This window comes from Cedecea sp. FDAARGOS_727 (assembly GCF_012273235.1).
Taxonomy (GTDB): domain Bacteria; phylum Pseudomonadota; class Gammaproteobacteria; order Enterobacterales; family Enterobacteriaceae; genus Cedecea; species Cedecea davisae.
Genome location: NZ_CP050966.1, coordinates 781257 through 806105 on the forward strand (window position 1 = coordinate 781257; position 24849 = coordinate 806105).

Annotated in this window: 21 protein-coding genes; 13 read left to right on the plus strand and 8 right to left on the minus strand. The window is 54.6% G+C overall.

Annotated elements, in window-relative coordinates; all coding sequences use genetic code 11:
* Positions 1 to 34: 34 nt before the first annotated feature.
* Positions 35 to 2812, minus strand: a complete 2778-nt coding sequence (locus FOC35_RS03865) for a flavocytochrome c (protein ID WP_172568200.1) — start codon at positions 2810 to 2812, stop codon at positions 35 to 37.
* Positions 2813 to 3461: 649 nt separating this feature from the next.
* Here FOC35_RS03865 and FOC35_RS03870 point away from each other — a divergent pair.
* Entirely contained in the window at positions 3462 to 4973 is a 1512-nt protein-coding gene (locus FOC35_RS03870) for an anion permease (protein ID WP_039897968.1), read from the plus strand.
* A 47-nt stretch (positions 4974 to 5020) separates the two neighbouring features.
* Here the strand turns inward: FOC35_RS03870 and FOC35_RS03875 are convergent, their stop codons facing one another.
* Both FOC35_RS03875 and FOC35_RS03880 read right to left on the minus strand, forming a co-directional pair.
* Positions 5021 to 6346, minus strand: coding sequence for a molecular chaperone DnaJ (locus tag FOC35_RS03875; protein ID WP_172568201.1), 1326 nt, complete (start codon positions 6344 to 6346; stop codon positions 5021 to 5023).
* Positions 6347 to 6348: 2 nt separating this feature from the next.
* On the minus strand, positions 6349 to 8049 hold the full coding sequence (locus FOC35_RS03880) for a molecular chaperone HscC (RefSeq protein ID WP_172568202.1): 1701 nt from the start codon (positions 8047 to 8049) through the stop codon (positions 6349 to 6351).
* A gap of 540 nt (positions 8050 to 8589) precedes the next feature.
* Between FOC35_RS03880 and cyoA the strand changes: the two genes are divergently transcribed.
* The 6 genes from cyoA (at position 8590) to FOC35_RS03910 (ending at position 14901) form a co-directional block, all read left to right on the plus strand.
* Positions 8590 to 9552, plus strand: a complete 963-nt coding sequence (cyoA, locus tag FOC35_RS03885; protein WP_016535180.1) for a cytochrome o ubiquinol oxidase subunit II — start codon at positions 8590 to 8592, stop codon at positions 9550 to 9552.
* Between the two features lie 19 nt (positions 9553 to 9571).
* A complete protein-coding gene (gene cyoB / locus FOC35_RS03890; RefSeq protein WP_016535179.1) occupies positions 9572 to 11563 on the plus strand; it encodes a cytochrome o ubiquinol oxidase subunit I in 1992 nt (663 codons plus the stop codon).
* Positions 11553 to 12161 carry a cytochrome o ubiquinol oxidase subunit III gene (locus FOC35_RS03895; protein ID WP_016535178.1) on the plus strand — a complete coding sequence of 203 codons (609 nt, stop codon included), beginning with the start codon at positions 11553 to 11555 and terminating at the stop codon, positions 12159 to 12161. The genes cyoB and FOC35_RS03895 overlap by 11 nt, the downstream gene beginning before the upstream one ends.
* Positions 12161 to 12490, plus strand: coding sequence for a cytochrome o ubiquinol oxidase subunit IV (locus FOC35_RS03900; protein ID WP_016535177.1), 330 nt, complete (start codon positions 12161 to 12163; stop codon positions 12488 to 12490). The genes FOC35_RS03895 and FOC35_RS03900 overlap by 1 nt, the downstream gene beginning before the upstream one ends.
* Before the next feature lie 11 nt (positions 12491 to 12501).
* The gene (cyoE, locus tag FOC35_RS03905; protein ID WP_016535176.1) at positions 12502 to 13389 is read left to right on the plus strand and encodes a heme o synthase; all 888 of its coding nucleotides are present in this window, start codon (positions 12502 to 12504) and stop codon (positions 13387 to 13389) included.
* A gap of 147 nt (positions 13390 to 13536) precedes the next feature.
* The gene (locus FOC35_RS03910; protein ID WP_172568203.1) at positions 13537 to 14901 is read left to right on the plus strand and encodes an MFS transporter; all 1365 of its coding nucleotides are present in this window, start codon (positions 13537 to 13539) and stop codon (positions 14899 to 14901) included.
* Between the two features lie 16 nt (positions 14902 to 14917).
* Here the strand turns inward: FOC35_RS03910 and FOC35_RS03915 are convergent, their stop codons facing one another.
* Positions 14918 to 15409: a YajQ family cyclic di-GMP-binding protein gene (locus FOC35_RS03915; RefSeq protein WP_016535174.1), complete on the minus strand. Its 492-nt coding sequence runs from the start codon at positions 15407 to 15409 to the stop codon at positions 14918 to 14920.
* Positions 15410 to 15549: 140 nt separating this feature from the next.
* Between FOC35_RS03915 and panE the strand changes: the two genes are divergently transcribed.
* Together panE and yajL are read left to right on the plus strand one after the other, a co-directional pair.
* Positions 15550 to 16467: a 2-dehydropantoate 2-reductase gene (panE, locus tag FOC35_RS03920; protein ID WP_172568204.1), complete on the plus strand. Its 918-nt coding sequence runs from the start codon at positions 15550 to 15552 to the stop codon at positions 16465 to 16467.
* Positions 16427 to 17023, plus strand: a complete 597-nt coding sequence (yajL, locus tag FOC35_RS03925) for a protein deglycase YajL (RefSeq protein ID WP_172568205.1) — start codon at positions 16427 to 16429, stop codon at positions 17021 to 17023. Before panE ends, yajL begins: the two co-directional genes overlap by 41 nt.
* 90 nt (positions 17024 to 17113) lie before the next feature.
* Here the strand turns inward: yajL and thiI are convergent, their stop codons facing one another.
* Positions 17114 to 18562: a tRNA uracil 4-sulfurtransferase ThiI gene (gene thiI, locus FOC35_RS03930; protein WP_172568206.1), complete on the minus strand. Its 1449-nt coding sequence runs from the start codon at positions 18560 to 18562 to the stop codon at positions 17114 to 17116.
* A gap of 220 nt (positions 18563 to 18782) precedes the next feature.
* Here thiI and xseB point away from each other — a divergent pair, with 220 nt between their 5' ends.
* Genes xseB through FOC35_RS03950 form a run of 4 tightly spaced genes read left to right on the plus strand, consistent with a single transcriptional unit; the run spans position 18783 to position 22847 of the window.
* Positions 18783 to 19025: an exodeoxyribonuclease VII small subunit gene (gene xseB, locus FOC35_RS03935; protein WP_172568207.1), complete on the plus strand. Its 243-nt coding sequence runs from the start codon at positions 18783 to 18785 to the stop codon at positions 19023 to 19025.
* 1 nt (position 19026) lies between these two features.
* The gene (gene ispA, locus FOC35_RS03940; RefSeq protein WP_172568208.1) at positions 19027 to 19926 is read left to right on the plus strand and encodes a (2E,6E)-farnesyl diphosphate synthase; all 900 of its coding nucleotides are present in this window, start codon (positions 19027 to 19029) and stop codon (positions 19924 to 19926) included.
* A gap of 29 nt (positions 19927 to 19955) precedes the next feature.
* Positions 19956 to 21818, plus strand: a complete 1863-nt coding sequence (gene dxs, locus FOC35_RS03945; protein ID WP_172568209.1) for a 1-deoxy-D-xylulose-5-phosphate synthase — start codon at positions 19956 to 19958, stop codon at positions 21816 to 21818.
* 54 nt (positions 21819 to 21872) lie between these two features.
* Entirely contained in the window at positions 21873 to 22847 is a 975-nt protein-coding gene (locus tag FOC35_RS03950; protein WP_172568210.1) for an aldo/keto reductase, read from the plus strand.
* 32 nt (positions 22848 to 22879) lie between these two features.
* On the opposite strand, the gene thiL is transcribed toward FOC35_RS03950, so the two are convergent.
* The 3 genes from thiL to ribE form a co-directional block, all read right to left on the minus strand.
* Positions 22880 to 23854 (minus strand): thiamine-phosphate kinase, encoded by a 975-nt coding sequence (gene thiL, locus FOC35_RS03955; protein ID WP_172568211.1) that lies wholly within the window; start codon positions 23852 to 23854, stop codon positions 22880 to 22882.
* Between the two features lie 63 nt (positions 23855 to 23917).
* Complete coding sequence (gene nusB, locus FOC35_RS03960) at positions 23918 to 24337, minus strand: transcription antitermination factor NusB (RefSeq protein WP_016535165.1); 420 nt, start codon at positions 24335 to 24337, stop codon at positions 23918 to 23920.
* A gap of 20 nt (positions 24338 to 24357) precedes the next feature.
* Positions 24358 to 24828, minus strand: a complete 471-nt coding sequence (gene ribE / locus FOC35_RS03965) for a 6,7-dimethyl-8-ribityllumazine synthase (RefSeq protein ID WP_016535164.1) — start codon at positions 24826 to 24828, stop codon at positions 24358 to 24360.
* Positions 24829 to 24849 lie beyond the last annotated feature (21 nt).

Consider the following 24849-nt stretch of genomic DNA (forward strand, 5'->3'; position numbering starts at 1 on the left):
CCGGAAATAGCGATATTTCCGGTTTTTTATTGCCTTAAGCCAGGGCGTGCGCTGCCGCATTCTGCCCGGCAAGCGTACCGAAGATAATGATATCCGCCACGGCATTACCGCCGATACGGTTGGCACCGTGAATGCCGCCGACGACTTCGCCCGCCGCCCAGACGCCCTTAATGACCTGTTGCTGGTCATTTACGACTTCGGTTTCGGTGTTAATGGTTACGCCGCCCATGGTGTGGTGCACCCCCGGCGCGATGCGAATAGCGTAGAACGGGCCATGTTCCAGCGGGAAACGCAGCCCGGTGGTACGGCCAAAATCTTCGTCCTTGTTCTGCTTCACGAAACCGTTGTAGCGCTCAAGCGTCTGCTGCAGCGCTTCAGGCTCCATATTCAGCTTCAGCGCCAGCTCGCCCGCGGTGGCCGCGCTAATCACAAAGCCACGGGCGATATATTCATCGGCCGCTTTATTGTTCTGGCGAACCTGCTCATCAAACAAGATCCACGCGCTTTTCTCCGGCAGGGCAATAATCTGCGCGGAAACATTGTCGCGCGTTTCAAGTTCGTTATTGAAGCGCTGGCCCTCCTGATTAATCAGAATTGCGCCGCCGCCGCGAATCGACTCAGAGATAAGATACGAAGTCGTCTGCTCTACCGTCGGGTGGATCTGGATTTGGTCCATATCTACCGTTCCGGCGCCAATTTTTTCCAGCAGGGCGATACCGCTGCCGGTCGCGCCTTTATGGTTGGTGGTCACAAAGCCTTTCAGTTCCGGGCGATAGTGCACAACCATTTTACGGTTGGCGCTGAAGCCGCCGGTCGCCACCACCACGCTCTTCGCCAGCAGGATATGGTGCTCATTATATTCGTTCGCGATCTTCACGCCGGTTACCACACCGTTTTCGTGCAGGATCTCTTCCACGGTGGTATCCAGCAAGACGTCGATACTGCGCTGGTTAACGTTATTCACCAGGCCGCTTATCAGGAAGCCGCCAACCGCAGAGCGGTCTTCAGGCCGGTGGGTACGGTCAATGCTCATCCCGCCGGTGATGGTGATATCGTTGAGCACGATATCCAGGCTCGCCAGCCACTCCACAGCGCCCGGCGCGCGCTCGACAAACTCTTTGAGCAGCTCGGTGTTGTTGCGGAATTTGCCGCCTTTCAGGGTTTCCTGGTAGAACAGCTCTTTGCTGTCCTTAATTCCTTTCAGCGCCTGGAAGCGTGTTTCAGCCGCGTTCATCCCCACGGAAGCTTTAATGGTGTTCCCGCCGATGGTTGGCATCTTCTCGATAATCACCACGCGAGCGCCCGCATCGGAGGCACGAATAGCCGCCGCCAGGCCAGCGCCGCCGCTGCCGATAACCGCAACATCGTAGCTCTGGGGTGCGTTCGGGTTGCCGCCTTCTTCAATAACGTGTTCTTTGCTGGAAGCGGTAAGCGCGCGGGAAACGGCCTTTTTCAGCGCCTCACTCTGGGTCGTTGCTCCGGTCACAGCATCAACGTATGGGCTGTTGGCCACCAGCATGCGCGAGCGCAGAACCTCAAAGCTGGAGGTAAAATCGACGTCCACAGAATCATCCTGAACCAGGGTGATGTCGGTGATACGGTCGGTATCCAGCGTAACGCTGATTTTGAGTTTGAGCGCTTCGGCTTCCACCTTCTCCTGGAAGACGCCCGCTTTGTATTTGCGCCCCGGAGAGCTGACGTCGCGGATCATCGCATCCACCAGCGAGAAGCGCCAAAGCGGCTCAGGGATCAGCAGTTCTTCGCGTTTGGTGTTGTCGATAAACAGGTCGAGCGCTTCATTTTTCAGGATGCGGTCGGCCCAGTCCGGGTAGGCAATACACGCTTTACCCACGGCAATCAGATCGTAACCCAGGCCCAGCGCCTCTTCGGCTTCTTTGCGGTTAACCACTCCGCCCACGCCGATAACCGGCACTTTCGCCAGCGTTTCGGAACGCATGGCATGGTATTTGTCGATCAACATCGTCGGATCTTTAGTATCAACAATAGACGCACGCTTGAAGTAGCCCACGGAGAAGTGCAGATAATCGACGCCCCGCTCGGCCAGTTTTTCCAGCAGGTACATGGTGTCGTCGAAACGGATCCCGGGGACCTCAATCTCTTCAGGAGAGAAGCGGTAGCCGATAATAAAGGAGGCGTCGGCGAAGCGGCTTGCCATCTTATGGGTGATTTCCAGCACTTCCATCGGGAAACGTGCGCGATTTTCGCGGCTTCCGCCCCACTTGTCGTCACGCTGGTTAGAGTTTGGCGAGTAGAACTGCTGAATCAGGTAGGTGTTCGCCCCGTGAATTTCAACGCCGTCGAACCCGGCTTTAATCGCACGGTTTACCGCATCACCAAATTTGGTGATCATCACGTCCACTTCTTCGGCGGTTAAAGCCTGAGGCGTAGTCGCGCCTTCACGCGGCGCGGCAATCGCACTCGGCGCAACCGGTGTTTTGCCGCCAATCAGCTCCGGCTCCACCATCCTGCCGCCGTGGTAAATCTGCAAAATTGCTTTAGAACCCTGAGATTTAATGGCGCTGGCAATTCTTGCCAGGCCCGGGATTTTATTGTCGCTGTCGATGGCTAAAGCGCCGGGGAACGCCGGCCCTTTCGGATCGATAAAACAGCACTCGACGATGACGGTGCCGATAGTCCCGGCGCGGGCGCGATAATATTCAACGAGGTCGCTCGGTACGCTACCGTCGTAAAAACCCGTACAGGTGGTCATTGGCGCCATGATCAGGCGGTTTTTCAGCACCGCGCCGTTAGGCAGGGTAAGTGGCTTCAGGAGTGGAGTCTGGGAGTTCATTATTTATCATTCCAGCAAGTGAGGTCGACATTGTCCGGCACTCAATGAGTAGCCCCGGCAGGCAACACAATTATCAGGGAGTAAAAAAACAGATTGATCTATTGAACGGAAATCGGCTATTTCGCGGAATATATTTTTCGAATGTTAGTCAACGGTTTTAAAAAAGCAAATGCAAATAATAACCATGAATAATAAAAGGTTTTATTCAAAACCTATTCCACCGAAGCCGACAAGAAACTAAACGCAGCGGCAAACCGGGCATTGCTCAAGATTTGATCTTTAACCACTGAGAGACTATGGATATAACCAAACTGATTTTTTTATTTAAATAAAATCATTGGTTTTTTGCTAAACAAAATCCAGAATTAAATACCAACAGCTAACGAGCATAATGCAAAGAAAGGGATAATTACTAATTGTTTCAGTATCATGACAGATACAAGAAGCAATCATTAATGGCGCATTAAATATGTGGGTAAATGGAGGCGGGCACCTGGTGCGGTAAGCGGTCAGATTTGCATCAGTTAAAAAAACTATCATGAATGCATCAAAATCTGCCTATAAGAGATTAGGCAGAAATAAAATTCAGGAAACAGGTTACGCAGGGAATATTAATCGAATTCATCATGATAACTTTAAGGCACAGGCTATGACTAACACTTCAACAATAAGCGCAGCGGCAAAAGCTCCGCCTCCGAAAGCGGAGAATAAAAAGCGCTTTATACTGCTATTTTTACCGATCCTGATAAGCATAGTTATATTACTTCTGCCGGTTCCGGCGGGGTTAGAACCCTATGCGTGGCACTTTTTCGCCGTCTTCGTCGGCGTGATTGTCGGGTTGATCTTTGAACCTCTGCCGGGGGCCGTTATTGGCTTAACCGGCGTCGTGGTGATAGCCCTGTTCAGCCAGTGGCTGCTGTTTAGCCCTGCGGAAATGGCCGACCCTAAGTTCAAACTGGCCGGCCAGTCCTTCCAGTGGGCCGTTAGCGGCTTCAGCAATTCAACCGTCTGGCTGATTTTCGGCGCCTTTATGTTTGCCGCAGGCTACGACAAAACCCAGTTCGGCCGCCGTCTGGCGCTGATCCTGGTGAAGTATCTGGGCCGACGCAGCCTGACGCTGGGCTATGCGATTACCTTCGCAGACCTGCTGCTGGCGCCGTTTACCCCGTCCAATACCGCGCGCAGCGGAGGCACAATCTACCCGATTATTGCCAACCTGCCGCCGCTGTACGGCTCTTTGCCTAACGATCCAAGCTCAAGAAAGATTGGCTCCTACCTGATGTGGGTCGCTATCAGCGCGGCCTGTATCACCAGCTCGATGTTCCTCTCCGCCCTGGCCCCTAACCTGCTGGCACTGGCATTGGTAAAAAGCATTATCGGGTTCGAGATCTCCTGGGGCATGTGGTTCCTTGCCTTCCTGCCGCTGGGCGTACTGCTTATCCTCACCATGCCGCTGCTGGCCTACTGGTTCTATCCGCCGGAAGTGAAGGTGAATGACGAAGTGCCAAAATGGGCCGCCGCGGAGCTGGAAAAATTGGGCAAACTGTCGCGCAACGAAATCCTGCTGCTGCTGTTTGTGTGTAGCGCATTGCTGATGTGGATTTTTGCAGCCGCGTGGATTGAACCGGCGATGGCCGCTCTGCTGGTCATCATTCTGATGCTGTGGACCGGGGTCCTGAACTGGAACGACATTGTCAGCAATAAACCGGCCTGGAATACCTTCGCCTGGTTTGCCACCCTGGTGGCACTGGCGGATGGCCTGGCGCGCGTGGGCTTTATCGCCTGGCTGGGTAAAGAAGGCGCGGCTCTGCTGCACGGCTTCGACCCGCAGGTTTCAGCGGTTATGCTGCTGGTTGCCTTCTATCTGCTGCACTACCTGTTCGCCAGCACCACCGCGCACACCACCGCGCTGCTGCCTGCGACGCTGACCATTGCCGCGTCGATTCCGGGCATCAACATGCCGGTATTCTGCCTGATGATGGTGACCTCGCTCGGGGTGATGGGGATTATTACCCCGTACGGCACCGGCCCAAGCCCGATTTACTACGGCAGCGGCTACTTGCCGACCAAAGACTACTGGCGGATGGGCACCATCTTCGGCGCCATCTTCCTCTGCTCGCTGATGCTTATCAGCTATCCGTGGATGGTATTGATGTTCTGATACCCGCTTTATGAAGCAAAAAGCCCCCGAGAGAATCGGGGGCTTTTTTATTTCACGAAGTAGACCGCAGGGATACCGATGCCATAGAGCATCGCCAATAGCAGGAAGCCCAGTAAATTCGCCAGCATGGGAAGCTGCCGGATAAACAATATCGGGAACATAATGACGGTAACGACGATGCTTATGGGCAGCATTCGCCACTCTCTGCGTTTCAACCAAAGGATCCAGCAGACGGGTACCGCGATAAAAAACATCATCACAAAGGCTCTCCCGGTCTCGGCCTCAGCTTCTTTGCCTGGCCAATAGGTTACGCCATGCCACGCGCGATAAAGTGCGACAACAAGAAGGCCCAGCGAAACAAGCCAGACAGCAGAATGTTGTATTCTGTAAGCTTTCCCACCTGGTTCGCAGCGACGTTCGAGTTCGGGATAAACCCAAATATATGCGGCCACAATCGCCAGCATAATTATCGATTGCACGGCCTGCCCTGATGACTGATAGCCTGCGACATAAGCCGTGTAACCCCAGAAAAGCACCGCAATTAACGCCCCCCGACTCAGCGCCAGGCCCGGCTTATAAATCGCCTCCAGCAGCACCGGGTTAAGCCTCTCCTGTAATAAAGGAAACTGCTGCCGCAGCTCGCTGACCTGATTTCTTAACTGCTGAACAAAGTCCGGCATCAGCCGCGCCCACCCGGGGAGAGCAGCGCCCTTTTGCGTTAACAAACGCCATTTCAGCCGATTGAGCCAACCTTCACTGTATTGCCGTTCCAGTATTAACCAGTAGTTTTCTCGCTCGGTATTGGCAATCTGTACCTCAAGAGCATGCAGAGTCCAGTCGGGCAGGTGCGATGAGCGATAGCTATCAAGCTGCCAGTCCATCATCTCCGAGATGTTATTCAGCAAACTACGATAAAGCCAGGGCTGCTCGCTCAGCGCTTCGGCGAGCATCAGGCTGAACGCCTGCCTGGCTTCCAGCGCGTCGGGAATATCCTGATCGAGATAGTGGTTTAGCTCACCAAATCCGGTGATTTCATCCCGGACTAACAGCGAGGCGAGCGCCTGCGCCTTGTCCCAAAGTTCGTTCCTGCTCCAGGCCTCTTCCGGCGGTTCGGCCTGCTCATCAATCTGCTGATAAACGTCATCCGACGCAGCAGGAAGCTCATCGAGCAGAATACTCTCCCCGGCATCTATCCAGACCGGCTCCGGCGAACTCGCATAGCGTTTGGCACTATCAAACGCTTCGCGCAACGCCTGGAATCCCTGCGGATCTTTGTCCGGCCGCCGCTGCTTCAGCTCGCGCGCATAGGCACGGCGAATTTCACTTTCATCCGTTGTGGGCGCAATCCCCAGCACATCCCATATTGTCGCCATGTTTACAGTCCGTCGTTAAGCTGGTCCAGTACCCGGCGCAGTTCGTCCCGCGCGGCGGCGATAAGGCGTAAATCCTGGCGTTCCAGCGCCTGCTCAAACTGCGTGGCGTAATGGTCGATAATTTGCCGCCTGTCGCCCAGCGTCTGTTCATAGCGTTTCGCCGCCTCGGCGGCCAGCTGGCGGTTTTCAGGAATATCCCGGGGATGCTGTTTAAGAGCATCCAGCTGCTTTAAGCGCAGGGCAATTTCTTCCGGGCTCAGTGTCCCCGGAGCCTTTTCTATAATCATCGTCGAAGCGGTTTGCTCCCCGCTGACTTTGCATTCCACTTCCAGAATGCCATCGAGGGTATAGGTGAAACGCACATCCACGCTAACTTCTCCCGCTTTGCGGGCGGGAACTTTGACCGACATGCTGTCGAGCAGCAGATTGTCGCTGACCTTGCGCGACTCGCCCTGATAAACCTCGATATCGATCTGGCGCTGGTTATCGTTCACCGTGCTGAAGCTCTGCATCACGCTGACGGGCACAAAAGCGTTGCGCTCAATCAGCGGCGAGAAAAACCCTTCTTCTATTCTGTCGCCGTTACGGCGGGCAACTTCGATTCCCAGAGAATAAGGCATTACATCGGTGAGCACGACGTCATCCAGCGCTCTGTCTTCCGCGATTAATCCGGCCTGAACGCCAGCGCCCAGCGCCACCACTTCATCGGGATTCAGTTCGTTACGCGGGAAGCGGCCAAACATGCGCGTAACCAGTTGGCGCACCAACGGCATACGCGTTGCACCGCCGACCAGAATGACGCTATCGAGCTGGCTGGCGTCGAACTGCGCATCTTGTAGCGCCTGAACTACCGGTTTTTTTAATCTCGACAGCAGCCCGCTACAGCACTCCTGGAAAGTGGCTTCGTTTAGCTCCCAGCGATATTCCTCGCCGCCATAAGTCAGGCTTGCGCTGGCCAAATCCTGGCCGCTGAGCTGCTGTTTCAGAGACTCGGCCTGGCGCGTCAGGTTCGCCGCCAGCTCCGGGTTATCCAGCGTCAGCTGAGGATAACGACTGAGCATCCACTGGCGCAGGGCTTCGGTAAAATCATCCCCGCCCAGCCAGGCGTCCCCGCTGCTGGCGCGAACTTCAATCACGCCTTCGAACATATCGACAATGGAGACATCAAAAGTACCGCCGCCCAGGTCGAAGACCAGGAACTTTTGCTCGCGGCTGTCGGCAAGCCCGTAGGCCAGCGCCGCCGCCGTGGGTTCATTTAACAAACGCTCAACTTCCAGCCCGGCCATCAGCCCGGCCGCTTTAACCGCTTTACGCTGGGCGTCGTTAAAATAAGCCGGTACGGTTATCGCCGCCCGCGTAATAACGCAGCCCAGCGCAACTTCTGCATCGGCTTTTAATTTCCGCAGCACTAACGCGGAGAGCTCTTCGGCGCGGAATGACTTGTCCCCAAGGGTGAATATTTTTTCGGTGCCCATATAGCGCTTAAAGCTGGCAACCGTCAGATGAGGGTGGCTAACCAGGCGGGCTTTTGCCGCTTCCCCGACGAGCAGTTGGCCTTCGTCGTCCAGACCAACAACGGAAGGCGTCAGCCGCCTATCTCCGGCACCGGTTATCAAGCGCGCAGCACCTTCACTGAACCAGGAAACGGCACTATTGGAGGTGCCGAGATCGATGCCAATAATGGGTGAGTTATTTCCTGTCATTACCTTATCCCTGTGGTGATTGTGTCTATAAATTAACCGCACGCCCTTCTTTTGTCCCCGCAGCGACTCAACGATGAAAATAATTAATACCGGTGAGTGACTTTTTTTGTCTAATAATAGCGCAGCGTTTAACTGTTACAGGCGTGGACTATTTATCGTAATTAAATACAGTTTTCTTTAATTACTTTGTTCCACACAGATTAAAAGATTATCCTTAACGATTCAGCCCGGTGCGAAATTAATATTTGTTGAAAATATGTGACAAATGCTGCCGCGTTGTTAATCAAATGTATTTTAAATTGATTGGTTATACCAATTTTCCCGGTCTATTTCCCCTGAGATAGGTTTTCGTTATATCCTTCAGCTACCGCGCACCAACGCTAGATTTTACAGTTTGTTGCATTCTGTGTGACATCGGCGGCAGAACCCAGTAACACCCTACTGACACTGAGCCATTCATGTTTACAGTAATGTAACCTTCCCGTAAAATGCCGGCACACTTTAAACGACAATAGAGCTCCCTGGAATTGAGGTCGTTAAATGAGACTCAGGAAATACAATAAAAGTTTGGGATGGCTGTCATTAATCGCAGGCACATTTTTACTCAGTGGCTGTGATTCTGCACTCCTTGATCCCAAAGGACAGATCGGACTGGAACAACGTTCATTGATTCTGACGGCCATCGGCCTGATGTTGATTGTCGTTATCCCTGCAATTGCAATGGCTATCGGTTTTGCCTGGAAGTATCGGGCTTCAAACAAAGACGCCAAATACAGCCCAAACTGGTCGCACTCGAACAAAGTTGAAGCTGTGGTCTGGACGATTCCTATCCTTATCGTTATCTTCCTCGCGGTACTGACCTGGAAAACCACTCACGCTCTCGAACCTAGCCGCCCGCTGGAGCACGAAGCGAAGCCGGTGACCATCGAAGTTATCGCTATGGACTGGAAATGGTTCTTCATCTATCCGGAGCAGGGTATCGCTACGGTGAATGAAATCGCCTTCCCGGCCAACACCCCAGTGGAATTCAAAATCACCTCTAACTCGGTGATGAACTCCTTCTTTATTCCGCGCCTGGGTAGCCAAATCTACGCAATGGCAGGCATGCAGACCAAACTGCACCTGATTGCCGACGAAGCGGGCACCTACGACGGTATTTCGTCAAACTACAGCGGTAAAGGCTTCTCCGGGATGAAATTCAAGGCTATTGCCACCCCGGATATGGACACCTTTAACCAATGGGTTGCTAAAGCGAAACAGTCTCCGGAAGTCATGAACGATATGGCGACCTACGAGAAACTGGCCGCACCAAGCGAATACAACAAAGTCGAATACTTCTCCAGTGTTAAACCTGATTTGTTTAAAGACGTTATTAACAAATTTATGGGACACGGGAGCATGCACATGGCCAAGCCGGAAGGTGAACAAGCTTCCCATGACGATATGAAAGGCATGGAAGGTATGGAAGGCATGGACATGAGTCACGCGGAAACCTCTCACTAAGGGGCCGAGGAATAATACGATGTTCGGAAAACTTACACTGGATGCAATCCCGTATCATGAGCCAATTGTCATGGTTACGGTTGCGGCAATCATCGTCGGGGGACTGGCGCTGCTTGCGGCTATCACTTACTTCGGTAAGTGGGAATATTTATGGAAAGAGTGGCTAACCTCGGTTGACCACAAACGCCTTGGCGTAATGTACGTTATCGTCGCTATCGTCATGCTGCTGCGCGGCTTTGCCGATGCGGTCATGATGCGTAGCCAGCAGGTGCTGGCCTCCGCCGGCGAAGCAGGGTTCCTGCCTCCTCACCACTACGACCAGATCTTTACCGCCCATGGCGTTATTATGATCTTCTTCGTGGCGATGCCTTTTGTTATCGGCCTGATGAACCTGGTTGTGCCGTTGCAGATTGGCGCGCGTGACGTTGCCTTCCCATTCCTGAACAACCTGAGCTTCTGGTTCACCGTTGTCGGCGTGGTGCTGGTTAACCTGTCACTGGGCGTTGGCGAATTCGCACAGACCGGCTGGGTTGCTTATCCGCCGCTATCGGGCATTGAGTACAGTCCTGGCGTCGGGGTTGATTACTGGATCTGGAGTCTCCAGCTGTCCGGTATCGGTACGACGCTGACGGGTATTAACTTCTTCGTTACTATCCTGAATATGCGTACCCCTGGCATGACTATGTTCAAAATGCCGGTGTTCACCTGGGCTTCGCTGTGTACTAACGTACTGATTATCGCCGCGTTCCCAATCTTCACCGTGACCGTCGCACTGCTGACCCTTGACCGCTACCTTGGCACCCATTTCTTTACCAATGATATGGGTGGCAACATGATGATGTACATCAACCTCATCTGGGCATGGGGCCACCCGGAAGTTTATATCCTGGTGCTGCCGGTGTTTGGCGTGTTCTCTGAAGTGGTTGCTACCTTCTCTAAAAAGCGTCTGTTCGGTTACACCTCTCTGGTGTGGGCGACCATCGCGATTACCGTTCTGTCGTTCATCGTTTGGCTGCACCACTTCTTCACCATGGGCAGCGGTGCGAACGTAAACGCCTTCTTCGGTATTGCCACCATGATTATCGCCATCCCGACCGGGGTGAAGATCTTCAACTGGCTGTTCACCATGTATCAGGGCCGCATCGTCTTTAACTCCGCGATGCTGTGGACCATTGGCTTCATCGTCACCTTCTCTATCGGTGGCATGACCGGTGTTCTGCTGGCGGTGCCGGGCGCGGACTTCGTGCTCCACAACAGCCTGTTCCTGATTGCACACTTCCACAACGTTATCATCGGCGGCGTGGTATTCGGTTGCTTCGCAGGTCTGACCTACTGGTGGCCAAAAGCCTTCGGCTTTACGCTGAACGAAACCTGGGGCAAACGCGCCTTCTGGTTCTGGATCATCGGCTTCTTCGTTGCGTTTATGCCGCTGTACGTTCTGGGCTTCATGGGCATGACCCGTCGTCTGAGCCAGCAGATCGATCCACAGTTCCACACCCTGCTGGTTGTTGCAGCCTGCGGTGCGGCGCTTATCGCTCTGGGCATTCTGTGCCAGCTGATTCAGTTCTACGTTTCCATCCGTGACCGTGAGCAGAACCGCGACCTGACCGGTGACCCGTGGGGTGGCCGTACGCTGGAGTGGGCAACCTCTTCTCCGCCTCCGTTCTATAACTTCGCCCACCTGCCGCACGTTCACGAACGTGATGCATTCTGGGAGATGAAAGAGAAAGGCGAAGCGTACAAGCAGCCTGCGCACTATGAAGAGATTCATATGCCGCGCAACAGCGCAGCCGGTATCATTATTGCAGCATTCAGCACCGTGTTTGGTTTTGCCATGATCTGGCATATCTGGTGGCTGGCGATTGTTGGCTTTGCCGGCATCATCATCACCTGGATTGCGAAAAGCTTCGACGAAGATGTGGATTACTATGTTCCGGTTGCTGAAGTCGAAAAACTGGAAAATCAGCATTTCGAAGAACTCAAAAAAGCAGGGCTGAAAAATGGCAACTGAGACTGTAAATAACGCCCACGCCGCGGAGCACGGGCACCACGATGCGGGAACCAATAAGGTCTTTGGTTTCTGGATCTACCTGATGAGCGACTGCATTCTGTTCTGTTGCTTGTTTGCAACCTATGCTGTTCTGGTGAACGGCACGGCTGGCGGCCCGTCAGGTAAAGATATCTTCGAACTGCCGTTCGTTATGGTTGAAACCGCCCTGCTGCTGGTCAGCTCCATCACCTACGGCATGGCAATCATCGCCATGAACAAGGGAAACAAAAGCCAGGTTATCTCCTGGCTTGCGCTGACCTTCCTGTGCGGTGCGGGCTTCGTCGGAATGGAAATCTATGAATTCCATCACCTGATTGCAGAAGGCTTCGGCCCGGATCGTAGCGGCTTCCTGTCAGCGTTCTTCGCGCTGGTCGGCACCCACGGTCTGCACGTAACCTCTGGTCTGGTGTGGATGGCATTCATGATGATTCATGTGTCCCGTCGCGGCCTGACAAATACCAACCGTGCGCGTCTGATGTGCCTGAGCCTGTTCTGGCACTTCCTTGACGTGGTATGGATCTGCGTATTCTCTGTAGTGTATCTGATGGGGGCGATGTAATGAGTCATTCAACTGAACACAGCGGCGCCCACCACGGTAGCGTGAAGACTTACATGACAGGATTTATCCTGTCTATCATCCTGACGGCTATCCCGTTCTGGATTGTAATGGAAGGAACCGCTTCTCACGGCACTATGCTTGGCGTGGTCCTGGTGACCGCAGTAGTACAGATTCTGGTGCATCTCGTATGCTTCCTGCATCTGAACACCTCTTCGAGTGAACGCTGGAACCTGGTAGCCTTCGCCTTTACGGTGCTGATTATCGCCATTCTGGTGATTGGCTCGATCTGGATTATGTGGAACCTCAACCTGAACATGATGGTTCACTAAGAGCGGCGTGTATGATTAAGCAATACCTGCAAGTAACGAAACCAGGAATTATTTTCGGCAATTTAATTTCTGTCATTGGGGGATTTTTACTGGCCTCGAAGGGCAGCATTAATTACCCCCTGTTTCTCTACACCCTGGTTGGCGTGTCGCTGGTAGTCGCATCGGGTTGTGTTTATAACAACTTTATCGACCGTGACATCGACCAGAAGATGGAGAGGACGAAGAATCGGGTGCTGGTTAAAGGCCTGATTTCACCGAAAATTTCGCTGGTGTATGCCACCTTGTTGGGTATTGCTGGCTTCATGCTGCTGTGGTTTGGTGCTAATCCACTGGCAATGTGGCTGGCCGTGATGGGCTTTGTGGTTTATGTCGGGGTTTATAGCCTCTACATGAAACGCCACTCGGTCTACGGCACCCTGATTGGCAGCCTGTCCGGCGCGGCTCCTCCGGTTATCGGCTACTGCGCCGTGACCAACGAGTTCGATACCGGGGCCGCTATTCTGCTGGCTATCTTTAGCCTGTGGCAGATGCCGCATTCGTACGCGATTGCCATCTTCCGCTTTAAAGATTACCAGGCGGCTAACATTCCAGTGCTGCCGGTAGTAAAAGGCATTTCGGTCGCCAAAAACCACATTACGCTGTATATCATCGCTTTTGCCGTTGCCACGCTGATGCTTTCTCTGGGTGGCTACGCCGGGTACAAATACCTGGTCGTTGCCGCTGCGGTAAGCGTGTGGTGGCTGGGCATGGCGCTGCGGGGCTATAAAGTGGAAGACGATAAAGTATGGGCGCGCAAGCTGTTCATCTTCTCCATCGTCGCCATCACCTCGCTAAGCGTAATGATGTCGGTCGATTTCATGGTGCCAGACTCACATAATCTGCTGACTTACGTCTGGTAAGTCACGAACAGTATAAAAGGGCACTTCGGTGCCTTTTTTTATTAATATCATCAATGCATCAGCGCTGTAATATCTGTTAAATAACTATCCATTTACCCTCCCCTTCCCTCGCACTACACTAAGGCCGACTTTTTATCTGAGGTGGTAATGAACGATTACAAAATGACGCCCGTCGAGCTACGAGCGACGTGGGGTTTAGGAACCGTCTTTTCGCTGCGCATGCTGGGCATGTTTATGGTGCTGCCGGTTCTTACCACCTGGGGTATGGCTTTACAGGGCGCAAGCGAAGCGCTTATCGGCCTGGCGATTGGGATCTACGGCCTGGCTCAGGCGCTGTTTCAAATTCCATTCGGCCTGCTCTCTGACCGCATTGGCCGCAAACCGCTGATAGTCGGCGGCCTGGCTATCTTTGTTATCGGCAGCATTATTGCCGCCCTCACCGACTCTATCTGGGGCGTTATTCTTGGCCGTGCCTTACAAGGTTCAGGCGCAATTGCCGCCGCGGTGATGGCGCTGCTATCAGACCTGACCCGCGAGCAGAACCGCACTAAGGCCATGGCGTTTATTGGCGTCAGCTTCGGCGTGACCTTCGCCATCGCGATGGTGCTGGGACCAATCATCACCCAGGCGCTCGGCCTGCAGGCTCTGTTCTGGATGATTGCGGTGCTGGCAAGCTGCGGTATTTTAATCACCCTCTGGGTGGTGCCAAACTCCAAAACTCACGTTCTGAACCGTGAGTCCGGCATGGTTAAGGGCTGTTTTCGCAAGGTCATTGCCGAGCCAAAACTGCTGAAGTTAAACTTCGGCATCATGTGCCTGCACATCATGCTGATGTCCACCTTCGTGGCCCTGCCGGGGCAGCTGGAGCAGGCTGGCTTCCCCGCCGCTCAGCACTGGAAAATTTACCTTTTCACTATGCTTATCTCTTTTGTCTCGGTGGTGCCATTCATCATCTACGCCGAAGTTAAGCGCCGCATGAAGCACGTCTTTGTCGGCTGCGTGGCGGTACTGCTGATTGCTGAAATTGTGCTGTGGGGCGCAGGCCCGCATTTCTGGGATTTGGTCATCGGCGTGCAGCTGTTCTTCCTGGCCTTTAACCTGATGGAAGCGATTTTGCCTTCGCTTATCAGCAAAGAGTCTCCCGCTGGCTATAAAGGCACGGCGATGGGTATTTACTCCACCAGCCAGTTTTTGGGCGTAGCTATCGGCGGGTCGCTCGGCGGCTGGCTGAACGGGCTGTTTGATTCTCAAACCGTGTTTCTGGCCGGCGCGCTGCTGGCAGCAGTTTGGTTGCTGGTAAGCTGGACAATGCAGGAACCGCCGTACGTCAGCAGCCTGAGAATTGAATTACCGGAGAGCAGCGTCGATGACGCGGGAATGCTGGCGAGACTGCTGGCGCAGCCGGGTGTGAGCGAGGCGAATATTATTCCTGAAGAGCGCAGCGCCTACGTGAAAATCGACAGTAAGCTGACCAACAGATATGAGATTGAGCAGTTGGTAAAAGGGGCGTAACCGCCCCTTCAGACCGTCAGTCGCGGAAGTTCTTGAACTGGAACGGCTGCCCCAGATTACCGCCACGGATAAGCGCCATGACCGCCTGTAAATCATCACGGGCTTTACCGGTCACGCGAATTTCTTCGCCCTGGATCTGCGTTTGAACCTTAAGCTTGCTGTCTTTAATCAGCTTAACGATTTTTTTAGCAATGCTGGCTTCAATACCCTGCTTCAGTTTAGCCTCCACGCTCCAGGTTTTACCGCTGTGCACGAACTCTTCCGGCACATCGATAGAGCTCCCTTCGATGCCGCGTTTCAGCAGCTTGGCACGCAGGATGTCCAGCAGTTGGTTAACCTGAAAGTCAGACTCGCTGGCGACTTTGATAGTCTGATTTTTTTCATTCAGCTCAAAGGTCGCAGGCACGTTACGGAAGTCAAAACGGGTCGCCAGCTCGCGCTCGGCGTTTTCTACCGCGTTGTTCACTTCCTGCATGTCGATTTCAGAAACGATATCAAAAGATGGCATGTGTTTTCTCCCTCTCTGGTTTGCGTTGCATAATACCCGCTGAGCGGAGCAAAACAACCTGTTAAGCAGCCAGAAAGCCGATAACGCTATAATAGAGAGTAAGTTTAACACCCGTGCGGTATTCGGGTGGGGAGGCAATAATGAAAATCACCGTGCTGGGTTGCGGTGCGCTGGGCCAGCTATGGCTGACGGCACTACATAAGCAAGGTCATGAACTTCAGGGCTGGCTGCGCGTACCGCAGCCGTATTGCCACGTAAATCTGCTTGATAACACCGACGGCCGCGTATTCAACAAGTCGTTTATTGCTAACGATCCTGAGTTTCTCGCCGCCAGCGACCTGCTGCTGGTGACGCTCAAGGCATGGCAGGTTTCCGACGCCGTGCGCACCCTGGCCGCTCAGCTTCCCGCCAGTTGCCCCATTTTGCTGCTGCATAACGGCATGGGCACGCTGGACGAACTGCGGTCCCTTTCTCAGCCTCTGCTGCTGGGGCTGACTACTCAGGCGGCAAAACGAGACGGCAGCGTGATTGTTCACGTCGCTTCGGGTATTACCCATATTGGCCCCGGGAATGCAAAAGCAAGCGAATACAGCTATCTTGCGGATGCGCTGCACGCCGCGCTGCCCGACGTAGCCTGGCACGACAACATCAGCCCGGCGAGCTGGAACAAACTGGCGGTCAACTGCGTGATTAACCCGCTAACGGCAATCTATGACTGCAGCAACGGCGAGTTGACGGAGCATAAGGAAGAGGTTGCCAGCATTTGTTATGAAGTCGCGCAGGTGATGGAGCGTGAAGGTCACCATACCTCGCAGCAGAGCCTGCTGGACTATGTGGAGCAGGTGATTTGCAGCACGGCTGAAAACACCTCGTCAATGCTTCAGGACATCCGCCTCGAACGCCACACGGAAATTGATTATATCACCGGCTACCTGCTGCGCCGGGCGCGGGCACATGGAATACCTGTCCCGGTCAACGCCCGCCTCTATGAGCTGGTTAAACGTAAGGAGAATGAGTATGAGCGCACAAGCGCTGGTCTGCCTGGCACCTGGAACTGAAGAGACCGAAGCGGTCACCACCATTGACCTGCTGGTGCGCGGTGGGATTAAAGTCACAACCGCAAGCGTTGCCGGCGACGGTGATTTAACAATTGTCTGCTCTCGTGGCGTTAAATTGCTGGCTGATGTGCCGCTGGTGGAGGTGGCCGACGGTGACTTCGACATCATCGTGCTGCCCGGCGGCCTTAAAGGCGCTGAATGCTTCCGCGACAGCCCATTGCTGGTCGAAACCGTGCGTCAATTCCATCTTTCAGGGCGAATCGTTGCGGCAATTTGCGCCGCCGCTGGCACGGTTCTGGTGCCGCACGAACTGTTCCCGATAGGTAATATGACCGGTTTCCCCGGGCTGAAAGAGACGATTCCTGAAGGGCAATGGCAGGATAAAAGAGTGGTGTGGGACCCGAGAGTTAATCTGTTAACCAGCCAGGGGCCGGGCACGGCGATTGATTTTGCTCTGAAGATTATCGACCTGCTGGTGAGCCGTGAGAAGGCGCACGAGGTTTCGCAGCAGCTAGTGCTGGCGGCGGGAATTTACAGCTTCCGGGATTATCAGTAGCCTCTCCCCTCACCCTAACCCTCTCCCCAAAGGGGCGAGGGAATCAGAGCGGTGCCAGGGAGAGGGTCAGCCCTTTTGAGAGCTCATCCCTTACGGGCGGTACACCTTAATATTCTTAAAGCCCTGCTCGCTAAGGTACAGCGCCTGCAGGCGGCTCATCACTCCGCGCTCACACCAAAGCAAATAGGTTTTACTCTGATCGAGATCGCCAAATTTAGTGCTTAGCTTATAGAACGGCAGCGTGGCCACTTCTACGCCCTCCAGCACAAACGGCTTTTCATCCACTTCGTCGTTAGAGCGAATATCCAGCAACACTTCGTTCGGGCCGAAAGCGTTAACCGTTTCAACTTCCACCACTTCCTGCTGAGTCTGAGTAGCAATTTCGCGGATGTCGATATTGGTCGCTTCTTCAATCACCTTATCCAGGATCGAGAAGTCAAAATTCAGCTCCTCGGCCTCGATCTTCGCCTTAACCGCTTTCACCGTTGGGCTTTTCGAGATAACGCCGCAGTATTCCGGCATGGTGCGGGCAAAATCAGCGGTGCCGATTTCACGAGCCAGATCGATAATGTGCTCTTTATCGTGGGAGATAAGCGGGCGTAGGATCAAGGTGTCGGACACATTGTCGATCAGGCGCAGGTTGGTCAGCGTCTGGCTGGATACCTGCCCCAGCGCTTCGCCGGTCACCAGAGCCTGTACGCCGTAGCGCTCGGCAACCCGGGAAGCGGCGCGCACAAACATACGTTTCAGCACTACGCCCATCTGGCCATCTTCGATTTTCTCGAGAATTTCGCCCACGACCGGCTCGAAGTTAATCGCGACAAAACGCACGCGGTGAGAACTGCCGAAACGGTTCCACAGGTAATGAGCAACCTGCTTAACGCCGATTTCATGAGCCGCGCCGCCGAGGTTAAAGAAGCAATAGTGTACGCGGCAGCCGCGACGCATCAGCATGTAGCTGGAAACGCCGGAGTCGAACCCGCCGGAAATCAGCGACAGGACGTCTTCCTGAGTACCGATAGGGAACCCGCCGATACCTTCATAACGGCCTTTCACCAGCAGCAGGCGATCGTTTTCGATTTCGAGGTTAACGGTCACATCCGGGTCGTTCAGCTTCACGCGAGCGGACTCGATGTGCTGATTCAGGCCGCCGCCGACATAGCGTTCCACTTCAATCGAGCTGAATTCGTGCTTGCCGCGGCGCTTAACGCGCACGCAGAAACTTTTACCTTCCAGCTTGTCGCGATAAAGCTCCAGAGCCTGCTCAAAGATGTTGTGCATATCGGTATACGGCACATCTTCCACCTCAAGAATATGGTGGATGCCCGGAATACGGGTCAGCGCTTCGCGAATAGCGATACGCTGGTTTTCATCTTTGGCGCGAACTTCGATATTGTCCCAGTGGCGGACGACCGCCAGGCTCTCATCGTAGTGTTTTAAAACGTTACGAATGTTCCCTGTAAGCATCTTAATAAAGCGTATGCGCACAGATTGGCTTTTGATGGTGATTTCCGGGAACAATTTAATGATAAACTTCATGGCGGTAAGGGTTCGTTAGTCAGCCGGACATGCTATGCAGAATGCGGGCTTAAAGGAGAAGAACTGCAGCGGCATCAGGCCACCTGCATCCGAGGCGCGCAAGTATATCATTTTCCCGCTAAGACTGTGCACCCTAACCGAGTTACATAAGCTTGCTTGATAATCATATCGACTCCGTTACCATGTCGGCGTCGAATTAAAATAGAGTCAGACATTCACTATGCCGAAAAAAACTGAATCCCCGGCCAGCTTCGAAACCGCCCTGGTCGAACTGGAGCAAATAGTTACTCGTCTGGAAAGCGGCGATCTTGCGCTTGAAGAGGCGCTCAACGAGTTTGAACGCGGCGTACAGCTGGCCCGCCAGGGGCAAGTGAAACTTCAGCAGGCAGAACAGCGCGTGCAAATTCTGCTGAGCGACAGCGAAGAAACGCCTCTGACTCCTTTCACACCGGACGCCGAGTAACATGGACTTTAATCAACAGCTGCAGGCCCATGTGCTGCGGGTCAATGATGCGCTTTCTCGCTTCCTTGCACCGCTGCCGTTTCAGAACAGTCCACTGGTTCAGGCGATGCACTATGGCTCACTATTGGGCGGTAAGCGCCTGCGCCCGTTCCTGGTGTACGCCACCGGTGAAATGTTCGGCATAGCCGATGAAGCGCTGGACGCTCCGGCTGCCGCCGTAGAATGTATTCACGCTTACTCTCTGATTCACGACGACTTACCGGCAATGGACGATGACGATTTGCGCCGGGGTCAGCCAACCTGCCACATCAAATTTGGCGAAGAGAACGCAATTCTGGCCGGAGATGCCCTGCAAACGCTGGCTTTCTCTATACTAAGTGATGCGCCCATGCCGGGCGTAGAAATTGCCTCCCGCTTAGCGATGGTTTCTGAGCTGGCAAGCGCCAGCGGCGTTGCCGGGATGTGCGGGGGTCAGGCGCTGGATTTAGCGGCCGAAGGCAAGCAGGTTAGTCTCGAAGAGCTGGAACGCATTCACCGCCATAAAACCGGAGCGCTGATTCGCGCGGCGGTTCGTCTTGGCGCGCTGAGCGCCGGAGAAAAGGGCCGTAAAGCGCTGCCGATTCTGGATCGCTACGCGGCAAGCATCGGCCTCGCCTTCCAGGTGCAGGACGATATTCTCGACGTCATCGGCGATACCGCAACCCTGGGCAAACGCCAGGGCGCGGACCAGCAGCTTGGGAAAAGTACCTATCCGGCGCTGTTGGGTCTTGAACAGGCCCAGGCGAAGGCGCAAGATCTCTATCAGGAAGCGCTGCTGGCCCTGGCAGAGCTTTCCACCCTGTCGTTGGATACAACGGCTCTGGAAGCGTTAGCAAACTACATTATCCACCGTGATAAATAACGTATAACAACGATGAGTTTAGATTTCTGATGAGTTTTGATATCGCCAAATACCCGACCCTGGCTCTGGTTGACGCCAGCCCGGATCTGCGAGTGCTGCCTAAAGAGAGCCTGCCCAAGCTTTGCGATGAGCTGCGTCGCTACCTGCTCGACAGCGTAAGCCGCTCCAGCGGGCATTTTGCCTCCGGGCTTGGTACGGTCGAACTGACCGTGGCGCTGCACTACGTCTATAACACGCCGTTCGATCAACTCATCTGGGACGTGGGCCATCAGGCCTATCCGCATAAAATTCTGACCGGCCGCCGCGACAAAATTGGCACCATTCGCCAGAAAGGCGGCCTGCATCCGTTCCCGTGGCGCGCGGAAAGCGAGTACGACGTGCTTAGCGTCGGCCACTCTTCGACCTCCATCAGCGCGGGCATTGGGGTTGCCGTAGCCGCCGGGAAAGAGGGCAAAGACCGTAAAACCGTCTGCGTCATCGGCGACGGCGCGATAACCGCAGGCATGGCATTTGAGGCAATGAACCACGCCGGGGATATTCGCCCGGACATGCTGGTTATCCTCAACGATAACGAAATGTCTATCTCCGAGAACGTTGGTGCGCTGAACAATCATCTGGCTCAGCTGCTTTCCGGCAAGCTCTACTCCACCCTGCGCGAAGGCGGCAAGAAAGTCTTCTCCGGCGTGCCGCCGATTAAAGAGCTGCTCAAGCGTACCGAAGAGCATATCAAAGGCATGGTGGTGCCGGGCACGCTGTTTGAAGAGTTAGGTTTTAACTACATCGGGCCGATTGATGGCCACGACGTTGTTGGGCTGGTGAATACGCTGAAGAACATGCGCAGCCTGAAAGGCCCGCAGTTCCTGCACATCATGACCAAAAAAGGGCGTGGTTATGCGCCAGCCGAGAAAGACCCGATAAGCTTCCATGCGGTGCCTAAGTTTGACCCGCAAAGCGGCACGCTACCAAAAAGCACCGGCGGCCTGCCGAGTTATTCGAAGATTTTCGGCAACTGGTTATGTGAAACCGCCGCCCATGACGACAAGCTGATGGCGATTACGCCAGCAATGCGTGAAGGCTCGGGCATGGTGGAATTTTCCCGCCAGTATCCGGAGCAATATTTTGACGTGGCGATTGCCGAGCAGCATGCGGTTACCTTCGCGGCTGGCCTGGCTATCGGCGGCTACAAGCCGGTGGTGGCGATTTATTCCACCTTCCTGCAGCGTGCTTACGATCAGGTTATCCACGATGTGGCTATCCAGAAGCTGCCGGTGATGTTCGCCATCGACCGCGCGGGCATTGTGGGTGCCGACGGGCAAACTCACCAGGGTGCGTTCGACATCTCCTTCCTGCGCTGTATTCCGGAGATGGTTATTATGACGCCGAGCGACGAGAACGAATGTCGCCAGATGCTGCATACCGGCTATCACTACAATGAAGGCCCGAGCGCGGTACGTTATCCGCGTGGTAGCGGCACCGGAGCCACTCTGGAGCCGCTTGAAATGCTGCCAATCGGCAAAGGCGTAGTGAAGCGCAAAGGCGAAAAGCTGGCCGTGCTGAACTTCGGTACTTTGCTGCCGGAAGCCGCAGCGGCAGCCGAAGCGCTGAACGCAACGCTTGTCGATATGCGCTTTGTGAAACCGCTGGATGAGACGCTGATCCTTGAGCTTGCGGCCAGCCACGACTCGCTGGTCACTCTTGAAGAGAACGCCATTATCGGCGGGGCGGGCAGCGGCGTGAACGAAGTGCTGATGGCGCATCGTAAACCTGTCCCGGTGCTGAATCTTGGCCTGCCTGACTTCTTTATTCCTCAGGGAACTCAGGAAGAAGCGCGGGCGGAAATTGGCCTCGATGCTGCCGGCATAGAAGCCAGGATCCGCGGCTGGCTTAGCTAACCCCCTCCTCCACTCCTGCTATGCTTAAAGCATCTCAATAGCAGGAGTGGAACCATGCAATACAGCACATTAGGAAAAACAGACCTCCGCGTTTCCCGCCTTTGCCTCGGCTGTATGACTTTTGGCGAGCCTGACCGCGGCGGCCACGCCTGGACACTACCCGAAGAGAGCAGCCGGGAACTTATTCTCCATGCCCTCGATAAAGGGATTAACTTCTTCGATACCTCCAACAACTACTCGGACGGCAGCAGCGAAGAGATCCTTGGCCGTGCGCTGCGTGACTTTGCCCGCCGCGAAGACGTTGTTGTCGCCACCAAAGTTTATCACCAGGTTGGCGACCTGCCTCAGGGCTTATCCCGCCCACAAATTTTGCGTGCTATCGACGACAGCCTGAAACGGCTGGGAACGGACTATGTGGATTTGCTGCAAATTCACCGCTGGGACTACAACACGCCGATTGAGGAGACGCTGGAAGCGCTTAACGACGTGGTAAAAGCCGGTAAAGCACGCTATATCGGCGCATCCTCAATGCACAGCGAGCAGTTCGCTCAGGCGCTGGCTTTGCAGGCTCGGGAAGGCTGGGCGCGTTTTGTCTCCATGCAGGATCACTACAATCTTATTTATCGCGAGGAGGAGCTGGACATGCTGCCTCTTTGCTACCAAGAAAACATCGCGGTTATCCCGTGGAGCCCTCTGGCGCGCGGCAAGCTCACTCGCCCCTGGGGCGATACCACGGCAAGGTCGGTTTCTGATGAAGTGGGTAAATCGCTCTACCAGACCAACAACGAGAACGACGCGATTGTCGCCGAACGGCTGGCAAATGTAGCCGCCGATAAAGGAGCCTCCCGGGCGCAGGTCGCGCTGGCGTGGCTGCTCAGCAAGCCGGGTATTGCCGCGCCGATTGTCGGCCCTTCACGGCAGGAACAGCTGGATGATTTGCTGGGCGCGGTGGATTTAACGCTGAAGCCGGAGGAAATTGCGGAGCTGGAGACGCCTTATCAGCGCCACCCGGTGGCGGGTTTTAAATAACACCCTCTCCCTTTCAGGGAGAGGGTCAAAGGCTAGCAAGAAAAGTGATCGTAACCTTTAAAGTCCAGCGTCACAGGCTTACCGTCACGCGTGAACTGTAGCCCTTCAGAAGCAGAAACAATCTGGCCGATGCAGGTATAAGGCACGCCCAGGTTGCCAATCGCCACTTCCAGCGCGCCGCGGTTCAGTTCCGGTACGGTGAAGCACAGCTCGTAGTCTTCTCCACCCGCCATCGCCCACTTCAGCGCCTGCTCCGGCTCAACGTGCATAAGCATCGCTTCGGAATAAGGCAGCTGATCGAGATCGATTCGCGCACCGCAGTCGCTGGCTTTGAGAAGATGGCCGAGATCGGAAATCAGGCCGTCGGACAGATCGATGGCGCTGTTAGCTAAATCGCGCAGCGCCTGGCCGTGCAACACGCGAGGCGTTGGCCGCAGGTGGCGCTTGCGTAAATATTCAGCATGCTGAAGGTCGGCAACCTGGAGCCTGTTTTGCACAATGGCAAGCCCGGCGGCGCTGTCTCCCGGCGTACCGGTAACGTAGATCCAATCCCCGCCTTTTGCGCCGCTGCGCTTAAGCGCGCGCCCGGCAGGGATCATGCCGTGAATACCCAGCGTCATAGAGAGCGGGCCACGGGTTGTATCGCCGCCGATCAGCTGCATATCGTAATAATCCAGCTGTTCAAACAGGCTGTCGCTGAAGGCGGCAAGCCACTCTTCATCGACTTCAGGAAGCGTTAAGGCCAGCGTCAGCCAGGCCGGATCTGCGCCCATTGCGGCCAGATCGCTTAAATTAACTGCCAGAGCTTTGTAACCCAGATCGCGCGGATCGATATCCGGCAGGAAGTGGTTCCCGCAGACCAGCGTATCGGTGCTGATGGCCAGAAGCTGTTTTTCGGGGACCGACAGCAGCGCACAATCGTCGCCAATACCGGTTTCCACATCACGACGGGAACTTGTTACGCGATCGAAGTAACGGGCAATCAGGGAAAACTCACCGCATGCCATGCGTAATACCTCAAGAATGTCAGTTGCAGAAAGAAGCAGGCCGGGTAGAACCCGGCCAGAAGATTACTTTTTGTGGGGACGAATGGCTGGAGCGGCTTTATCGAGAACGCCGTTAACGAACTTGTGGCTGTCTTCGGCACCGAAGGTTTTTGCCAGTTCAATCGCTTCGTTGATGGCCACTTTGTATGGCACATCGTCACGTTTCGACAGTTCAAACAGCGCAATGCGCAGTACCGCTTTTTCCACCTGGCCCAGCTCTTCGAGCAGACGAGACAGGTAAGGCTTCATCAGCCCATCCAGATACGCGCTGTTAGTTGCCACCCCGCTCAGCAACTCGCGGAAATAGTTAACGTCAACGTCTTTGACGTCCTGTTCCGCCAGGAACTGATATTCAACATCAGAGATGTCGTTTTTGGACAACTGCCAGGAGTAGAGCGCCTGGACGGCACACTCACGGGCGCGGCGACGAGCAGCAGGTTTCACGGATTTCCCCTTACAAAAAATCAGGCCTTAATGGCTTTCAATACATTAATCATTTCAAGCGCGGTCAGTGCAGCTTCGGCACCTTTGTTACCGGCTTTAGTACCAGCGCGTTCGATGGCTTGTTCAATGCTTTCAGTGGTCAGCACGCCAAAGGCAACAGGAATACCGCTGTCATGGGCAACGCTTAACAGACCGTTGCTGGCACCGCCGGCAACGTATTCGAAGTGCGCAGTGCCGCCACGAATCACGGTGCCGAGCGCGATAACCGCGTCGTACTTACCGGTTTTCGCCAGCGCGCCTGCGGCCAGCGGCAGCTCGTAAGCGCCCGGTACCCAAACCACGGTGATGTTTTCGTCTTTCACCTGGCCGATACGTTTCAGGGCGTCAATAGCACCTTCCAGCAGGCTGTCGTTGATGAAGTTGTTAAAACGCGCGATGGTGATGGCGACGCGAGCGTCTGGAGTAGCAACAGCTGCTTCAATAATGTTCATAATCTTCCTTTACGGGTTCTG